This window comes from Psychrilyobacter sp., from assembly GCF_037132775.1.
Taxonomy (GTDB): Bacteria; Fusobacteriota; Fusobacteriia; order Fusobacteriales; family Fusobacteriaceae; genus Psychrilyobacter.
Genome location: NZ_JBAHZY010000149.1, coordinates 1 through 9,263 on the forward strand (window position 1 = coordinate 1; position 9,263 = coordinate 9,263).

General features: G+C 33.1%; 7 protein-coding genes. 1 reads left to right on the forward strand and 6 read right to left on the reverse strand.

All coding sequences use genetic code 11. The features are described from left to right. Positions 1-566 precede the first annotated feature (566 nt). A complete protein-coding gene (locus V5784_RS11720) occupies positions 567-2,591 on the reverse strand; it encodes a urocanate hydratase (protein WP_336889206.1) in 2,025 nt (674 codons plus the stop codon). Between the two features lie 63 nt (positions 2,592-2,654). Then, positions 2,655-4,187 carry a histidine ammonia-lyase gene (hutH, locus tag V5784_RS11725; protein WP_336889207.1) on the reverse strand — a complete coding sequence of 511 codons (1,533 nt, stop codon included), beginning with the start codon at positions 4,185-4,187 and terminating at the stop codon, positions 2,655-2,657. Between the two features lie 209 nt (positions 4,188-4,396). Here hutH and hutG point away from each other — a divergent pair, with 209 nt between their 5' ends. Next, positions 4,397-5,443 (forward strand): formimidoylglutamase, encoded by a 1,047-nt coding sequence (hutG, locus tag V5784_RS11730; RefSeq protein WP_336889208.1) that lies wholly within the window; start codon positions 4,397-4,399, stop codon positions 5,441-5,443. A gap of 56 nt (positions 5,444-5,499) precedes the next feature. On the opposite strand, the gene V5784_RS11735 is transcribed toward hutG, so the two are convergent. From V5784_RS11735 to V5784_RS11750, 4 genes are all read right to left on the reverse strand, one after another. Beyond that, a complete protein-coding gene (locus V5784_RS11735; protein WP_336889209.1) occupies positions 5,500-5,874 on the reverse strand; it encodes a NusG domain II-containing protein in 375 nt (124 codons plus the stop codon). A gap of 2 nt (positions 5,875-5,876) precedes the next feature. After that, entirely contained in the window at positions 5,877-6,761 is an 885-nt protein-coding gene (locus V5784_RS11740; protein WP_336889210.1) for a phosphatidylserine decarboxylase, read from the reverse strand. A 419-nt stretch (positions 6,762-7,180) separates the two neighbouring features. Next, entirely contained in the window at positions 7,181-8,947 is a 1,767-nt protein-coding gene (locus V5784_RS11745; RefSeq protein ID WP_336889211.1) for an aminopeptidase P family protein, read from the reverse strand. Positions 8,948-9,044: 97 nt separating this feature from the next. Further along, positions 9,045-9,263 (reverse strand): hypothetical protein (locus tag V5784_RS11750; RefSeq protein ID WP_336889212.1); only part of this gene is annotated, 219 nt, incomplete at its 5' end.

Below are 9,263 nucleotides of genomic sequence, written 5' to 3' on the forward strand. Positions count from 1 at the left end.
CTGCTAAGGTATATTTTGGTACTCAAAAAATTGCTTAAGTTTTTTCATAAACTGTTTGACAAACACGACCACCATATATCAATGTCTAAAAGATAAAGTAATTGAGTTAACTTTACACGACAAAGTATCTGCAGTTAAAGAAACAGGTTTAAAAATTTGTCAAATTAATGGATTAATAAAAAATCAAAAACCAATATCTTTAAGTAAAAAAGATATAAAATATCAATCTAAAGATTTTAATAAAATGTTTTCAAGAATTAAAAGAAAGAAAGAAATGGAAGACTTTAATTTACAAGATTTTAAAACCCAATTTATTTTGGTAGCTCCTGAAATGTATGATGTTATGCAGTTTGAAAAAGGAGAAAAATTTGACACATGGATAGAATATATATATATATAGATCTTTAAAAAAATAGGCAAAGTTGTATCCTGAAAGAGGTTAAAAAAGGCTATAACCATATTCTCCAAAAACTAAGCAATGAGCAACGTCAAATAATAATTACTATGGTAGATAAAAATCACTAACAAAGAGGTAGATCCTAAATAGGATCTACCTCTTTAAAGTTTTAGTTAAATTTCTTAGCTACTAAATTTTTGATCAAATCTTCATTTGGTATATAAGGTAGGGTAATATGATCTGTCCCTACATTATTTTTATTATACTCCATAGATGTAGTGATAGAGTTTTTATTTCTAGCCCAAGCACGTCTAGCTACTCCTCCCATTACATCCCACGGTATAGCCTGATACAAGATGTCGTCGACTCTTTTAGATCCATCTAATACCATTCCAAATCCTCCGTTGATAGATTTCCCTATACCTACTCCTCCACCATTATGAAGAGCTATTAAACTCATTCCACGAGCTGCATTCCCAGCAAAACAATGGGTAGCCATATCTGCCATTATATTTGATCCATCCTTGATATTAGAAGTTTCTCTAAATGGTGAATCTGTTCCTGAAACATCATGATGATCACGTCCAAGCATGATAGGACCGACCTCTTCATTTCTTACCATCTCATTAAATTTCAATGCAATATTGGTTCTTCCCATGGCATCTTGATATAGGATTCTGGCCTGAGTCCCTACTACTAATCCATTTTTATCAGCATCCTTTACCCAGTTATAGTTGTCTCTGTCCTGATATCTTCTGTTAGGATCGATACAGCTCATGGCAGCTGCATCTGTTTTTAAGAGATCTTCTTTTTTTCCACTCAGGCAGACCCATCTAAATGGCCCATACCCGTAATCAAATAATTCAGGTCCCAATATATCTTCTACATAAGAAGGATAGATAAATCCACCTTTATCATCTCTACCATTTTTAGATATCTCCTTTACCCCAGCATCGTATACAGATTTTAAGAAAGCATTTCCATAGTCAAAGAAATATGTCCCTTGTTCACTCAATCTTTTGATCACATTGTAGTGGCTTACCAGAGTTGTATTTACTAATCCTATAAATTTATCCTTATCCTCTGCTAATAACCTAGTTCTCTCTTCAAAAGAAATCCCTTGAGGGCAGTATCCACCGTCATAAACTGCGTGACAAGAAGTCTGATCAGTTAATAGGTCAATCTTTATCTTATTATCAGCTGCATATTCGAGTAAGTCTACTATATTTCCATGGAATGCTATTGCAGCAGGCTTTTCTGCTTTAAAATAAGCTTCTACCTGATCAAATGCATCCTTTGGAGAAAGAGCTATACTAGATACCCATCCTTGAGAATGTCTTGTTTCTATCCTGGAATAATCTACCTCTGCTATTATTCCCACACCATTTGCAATCTCAACAGCTTTACCTTGAGCTCCTGACATTCCTCCTAATCCAGAAGTTACAAATAACTTACCTTTTAGGTCACCATCTTGTGGTACGCCTAAAAATAATCTACCTGCGTTTAAGATGGTAGAATAAGTTCCATGAACTATCCCTTGAGGTCCGATATACATCCATCCCCCAGCAGTCATTTGACCATAGTTAGCAACTCCTAATGCAGCTGCTCTAATATAATTTTCATCATCGTCAAACATCCCTATCATAAGTGCATTTGTGATAATAGTTCTAGGAGCACAAGGGTTAGACCTGAATAATCCCATTGGATGTCCAGATTGAATCACCAAAGTCTGATCCTGTGTCAATTCTTCTAAATATCTCTTAATTAACCTATACTGCATCCAGTTTTGGCATACTTGTCCTGTTTCTCCGTAAGTTACCAATTCATACGGGTATAAGCAAATATCAAAATCTAAGTTGTTATCGATCATTACTTGAAATGCTTTACCTTCAATACATTTTCCTTTATATTCATCGATAGATTTTGCAAATAATCTACCTTCTGGTCTAAATCTATATCCATAAATTCTTCCAGTTTCATACAATTCTTCCAAAAATTCAGATGCTAACTCAGTATGAAACTCCTCTGGAATATATCTAAGTGCATTTTTAAGTGCTAACTCTACCTCATCTTGAGATAATGTAAGACTTCTTTTGGGAGCTCTCCTAAATTTAGAATCAAATTTAGGAGTTTCCTTTGGTATGTCTGTTAATTTTATACTCATTGCATCTTTTATATCGTTATTTGTAAACATTATGATTGTCTCCTTTTGTTAGTTATAAATTTTTAATCCTTTATCTATAATTTTCCTTAAAAATTATAGTAGTTCCCCTACTGCTTCCTCTACTCTATCTATCATCTTCTTATTAGAAATGAGTTCATAACATTTATTTATATTTTTATACATAACCACATCCTCATTGATAAATTTTATATCTTCTCTAATAAAATTATAGGCAATTTCAGTTCCCTTTCCTAAGAAATTATCCTCTCTCAGATCGATGGCCTGACAAGCTCCAAAGATCTCCATAGCTATTACATGTCTTGCATTTTTCATGATCTCTCTAGCTTTTCTTCCTGCGATTGTTCCCATGGATACATGATCCTCTTGGTTTGCAGAAGATGGGATAGAATCTACCGAAGCAGGGTGTGCTAAAATTTTATTTTCTGATACTATCGAGGCAGCACTATATTGTACGATCATAAATCCAGAATGTACCCCTCCAAATTTAGTTAAAAATGCAGGTAACCCATTACTTAAAGCAGGGTTTACAAGTCTTTCTAATCTTCTTTCAGAAACATTGGCTAATTCTGCCAGTGCTATTCCCATATAATCTAAAGGGAGTGCCATAGGCTGTCCATGAAAGTTTCCTGCTGAGATAGATTCCTCTGTTTCTGGGAAGATCAATGGATTATCCGTTACAGCATTTACTTCTATCTCTATTTTTTCCTTTATAAATCTAAGGGCATCTTTACTCGCTCCATGGATTTGTGGCATACACCTAAGAACATAGGCATCTTGAACTCTTAAATCACCCTGTTTAGTAATCATCTTGCTTCCTTCTATTAAGTTCAAAAGGTTTTTAGCAGTATCTATCTGACCACTGTGACCTCTGATCTCATGTACTCTAGGGTCCAATGCACATTTAATCCCTGTAAGAGCCTCCATAGTCAATGCTCCTGCAATATCAGCTATCTTAGATAAGTTTAATGCATCATATATAGTCAATACTCCTACAGCTGTCATAGCCTGTGTTCCATTGATTAGTGCCAGTCCTTCTTTAGAAGTCAAATATGGTAATGGTTCTATTACTGCTAGCTCAAGGGCTTCAATACTATCCATCCTTTCACCCTTATAAAAAGCTTCTCCTAATCCAAGCATAGTTAATACCATGTGAGATAATGGTGCTAAGTCTCCTGATGCTCCTAAAGATCCCTTTTCAGGAACTACTGGATGAACTTCTTTATTTAAAAGTTCTATTAATTTTTCCACAGTTAATAATCTGATGCCAGAGTGACCTTTTGTCAGAGAATTTACACGAAGAACCATCATTGCTCTTACGATCTCTTCAGCAAAGGGTTCCCCTACTCCACAAGCGTGACTGATAATAAGGTTTCTTTGGAGGTCATTAGCTTCTTCTTTTGAGATAACTACATCTGAAAATTTACCAAATCCAGTTGTGATACCATAAGATACCCTTCCTTCAGCAACAAACTTGTCCACTATAGCCCGAGCTGTATTGATACTTTTTTTTGCATCATCACCTAATTTCACCTTAAAGTTAAACCTAGCTACATTTACTATATCCTCTATGAATAATTTTTGATTATCTATTAATATTTTTGACATTTTTTCCCCCTCATAATTCTTTGCTACTCCTTTATTACTCTATTTTAATATGAAAGTCAACCGAATGGTGCTAAGATAGCACGATTTTAACATTTATAATGAAATAAATATATCAGTTAAAAATTGAATTTTAATGAAAAATAGAGTAAGCTTCTGTTAGAGAATTTAATAAAAAGATTTCGCTGCAGGCGATTAGGGGGAAATAAAGATTGGAATCTTTAACGAAATATAAATATATAAATAAAGAATTTTTTATAAATTACCGAAGGGTAAAAAAAAATGTATGGACGGGACGAATTGATGGAGAAGATCCTGATTCCCTTAGATGGCACCAGACTATTGAGGCGATCGACCTAGAAGATAACTTAGAAGATCTCAAATTTAAAAATGCAGTCTGTTTTATTGGATTTTCCAGTGATGAAGGGATAGAAAGAAATAAGGGGAATATCGGAGCTGCAGAGGGTCCCAATGCCATACGTCGTGAGATGTGTAACTTCCCTAAAACCATGGAAGATGTAAGCCTCTATGATGCTGGAAATATCTTTTGTATAGATGAAGATCTTGAAGGTGCTCAAAAAGCCCTTTCTACAGCGGTATCCAAGATCATAGCCTTGGGGATGTTTCCAATAGTCTTAGGAGGAGGACATGAGGTTGCTTTTGGAACCTATAATGGCCTCTTAGATGTGGTATCTAGATATCAAAAGAAACCAAAAATTGGGATAATAAACTTTGATGCTCATTTTGACATGAGACCATATGAAGAACAGACTAGTTCTGGTACCATGTTTTTACAGATAGCTGACCAGTGTAAAGAAAGAGAATTAGATTTCTCCTACTTTGTATTGGGAATTCAAAAATACGGAAATACAAGATCCCTCTTTAAAACAGCTGATGAATTGGGAGTTAAATATATTTTAGCTCGAGATATCAATGACTATAAGGAATTAGAAGTAAAAAATAAATTAAATATGTTTATAGAAGAAAATGATCATATATATGTAACTGTATGTACGGATGTTTTTTCGTCTGCCTATGCTCCTGGAGTAAGTGCCCCTCAGCCCTTTGGGATCCATCCAAAATCTGGCAGGGAACTTATAAGACATATTGCAAGCACTGGGAAAACAGTCACCTTTGATATAGCCGAGGTGTCTCCAAGATATGATTCTGGAAATATCACCTCTAAACTAGCAGCTATTTTAATCTTTGAGACAATAGATAATTTAGGAAGATTTTCATTGAAAATAGAAGAAAAATAAAAAAAGTGAGATGCAGCTATTTATCATGGCTGTACCTCACTTTTTTTCAAAACAATCTATCGCAAGATAAAATCTACGTCGCTCTCTTCTTTTCCTACTATCTTTACTAGGAGTTTATCTGGAACTCCTATGATGGTCTCTCCCGACCTCTCTATCCATCCCTGTTTGACACCCAATTTCCTGGGAGAATATGAGGAGGTTACCCTTACCTTATTATCTTTTAATTTTATTCCTACTCCTCCAATATCTGTATCGACATAGAATTCCTTTTCTGCTTTTTGAAGTTTATATGTATATTTTAATTGATTGTTTACATATATTTCAACTCTTTCTGCCTTAGTTTCCTTAGTTTTGTGGATATTAATGCCTAAAGTTAAAAAAAATCCTATGATCAATCCGTAGATTATTAGGTCTCCCCTTTTAAAATACATCTCTATTCTCCTATTTTTTCACCCATATATACTTTGGTTTCATAGCCATTTTTTGTATTTTTTAAAATGTCGTCATCTATTGTAACCTTGCCTTTTTCAAATAATAACAGTGTCGAGGAACCTCCAAAGGTAAAATACCCCTTTTCCTCTCCTTTTTTTATATCGGTATTAGGAGTATAGGTCTGCTCGATCCCTCCTACCATGGTAGCTCCTATCTCTGAGATCAAAATATCTCCATATTCACTGGTTTCCAATGTAGTTAATTCTCTCTTATTCTCACAGAATACTCCAAAATTATCTTTTATTGCATAGGGTGACACAGAATAACAGTATCCGCCTATCTTATTTCTACTGCCAATTTTACCATTAGCTGGAAAATGATATCTATGATAATCCGCAGGAGCTAGTCTAACAACAATCATACTACCGCTTTTATATTTTTTCCACAACTCTTTATTGTTTAAATATTTTTCTAAATTAAATTCCGTTCCTTTTATAAAAAATTTATCCCAATCATTGACATTTTCAAACCCTATTGCCTTCCCATCAGCAGGAGATACTAATCCGTTCTCTATCTTTCTTGCATTGGGCTTTAATTTTCTATAGAAAAAATCATTAAATGAAATAAATTCTCCTACTTTTTTTTGAGATTCACTCATATCTATATGGTTCTTCCTCACAAAATCCTCTATCTTATTGATTGATCTTTTTTGATCCATCAACTTCCCATAAAAAGAGGACAGGCATTTTCTCTTTACCAACAACTCCAAAGGCAGTTTTCCAAACGGATTATGGTATAAAAATTTTAAAAATTTTTCTCCAGGAACATTTTCTACCAATATTTTATTTGTTTTTCTATCTATATATTCAATCTTATCTAATTTCATATTATATCTCCTCTTTCAATTTTAGATTTCAATAGTTATCTTATGTATATAATATCATAGAATATATGTGCATTTAAAAAATATAAAATTTTATTAAGAAGTTTATTTCATCTCATATAACTTACATTGTATAATTAAATACAACAAAAAGTATAGTCCTTTCAGTGCTCAATTAGTTTTTTAACTCGACTTGTGCAAAAAATAAATAAAAAAATAGACACTCTTTAGTGTTAAATTGTAATTACCACAAAACAATTTAAACAGGGAATGCCTATCTATGAACATTTTATCTTTAAATTTCCTAACTTTACATATGAATATATTGAGCAAAATAGATGCCCAATATATCCCTTTTGAAAGAAGTTAATTTTAGTTTCGACCCTTGATATATATTACTCCTCATTTTATAGAAGCTTTACTTAAATTTGTTTAGTTTTTTCTCTTAACCAGTTTACCTCATCTTCATTTAACAATGGAGATAGCTTATTAAAAGTAGTGACATGGTAGGTATTGATCCACTCTAATTCATCATTATTCAATAGAGATGGATCGATAGAATTTATATCAATTGGGAAAAAAGATATAGTTTCAAATTCATAAAAAGTCCCATTTTCATTAGTAAAAGCTTCTTTTACTATAACGGTGTTTTCAGTACGAATCCCATGTCTCCCCTCTTTATAAACACCAGGCTCAATAGTTAAGTTCATCCCTATCTCTAAAGGAAGATCATGACTTTTTTTAACAGAAAAACCTTGGGGACCTTCGTGGATATTTAGAAAGAATCCAACTCCATGGCCAGTTCCACACTTATAGTCTATTCCTTCTAACCATAGTGGATATCTAGCTAACATATCTAATTTATAACCAGTAGTCCCCTTTAAAAATTTGGCTCTACTGAGGGTAATTACGCTTTTTAATACTGTAGTAAAGTCTTTTTTCTGCTCAGGTGTGATATCTCCCAATGAAAAAGTTCTAGTGATATCAGTAGTTCCATTGAGGTATTGTCCCCCTGAATCTACCAATAAAAATCCTTGGGAATCCAAAGTATATGTATTTTTTTCATTGGCTTTGAAATGCATAAGAGCTGCATGATCTTTATACCCTGCAATAGTATCAAAACTTATTCCTTTAAATCCATCTATTTTTGATCTTTCATCTCTTATAATGTTTTCTACATCTAGTTCAGTTATAGGGGTTTTCTTGAAATTATCTTCAATGTATTTAAACCCTTTTAGGAGAGCTATGGAATCATTTAAATAACATTCCCTGGAATTTTGTATCTCTATCTCATTTTTAACAGCTTTTAAGTGAGTAGTTATCTCTTTTTCATGGATTATTTTATTATTTTTAAGCAATGATTCTATATAAATACTTGTTTTTTCTGGGCTGAGGTAGATATTTTTGTTTTTTAAATTAGATAAGATATCAGTAATCTCATCGTAAGATTTTAAAACTATATTGTTTCCCTTAAGATATAAGTCAGTTTGTTCATCTAATTTATCACTATCTATAAATAGAGTAATCTTATCATCTTCAATAAGTGCATATGAATAGAAGGTAGTATTATTTAACACATCGCTTCCTCTTAGATTAAAAGTCCATGCAATATCATCTAAAGAACTGATAATATAAGTATCAGCCCCATGGGAGTGGTAGATTTCACGAATAATATCAATTTTTTCCGAGGCAGACTTGCCAGCATAGCAGAGGTCATGAACAAATATATTTTCCTTTGGGAAATTAGGTCTGTCATCCCAGATAGATTCCAATAGATCATCCTGGGTTTTAAAATTTTCTTCATCAAATCCTTTTTTTAATTCATTGTAGGCAGAAATAGAGATGACCTTCCCATCAAATCCAATAATACCATCTTTTTTGACAACACTTTTTAACCATTCAGGGTAAGTAGGCACTCCTTCTACAGTCATTTTAAAAAGATCAAACCCACTTCCTTCAAGCTCTTTTTCAGCTTGAAGGAAGTATCTGCCGTCTGTCCAAAGACCGGCAGAATCAGCAGTGATAACTGCAGTTCCAGCACTACCTGTAAAGTTACTGATCCATCTCCTACCTTTAAAATATTCTGCTACATTTTCACTTTGGTGTGCATCTGAACTAAGGATAATATAAGCATCTATCCTATTTTTACTCATTTCATTTCTAAGTTTTGAGAGTTTATTATTTAACATTTGTACCCCCTTAAAAAATTTTAGTATCTACATAAAACTTAAAACAGACTCCATACGAAATTTTATTGAATTTTAAAAATTTACACAGATCAAGTAATTAAGCTACTACCTCTTCTACTTCTTCTTTCTCGTCTTCAACTAAACTATTTAACTTTTTATCTAACCCCCAAAGGACAATTCCAGCTATGATAGCAATTGCTGCAATAACAAAATATGCCTTTGCAAAATCAAACTTTAGCGTATATGCATATAAATAACCATATGATTTACCTGCGAAGAACACCGCTAATACCCAGATACTCATCATCCCAGTTAG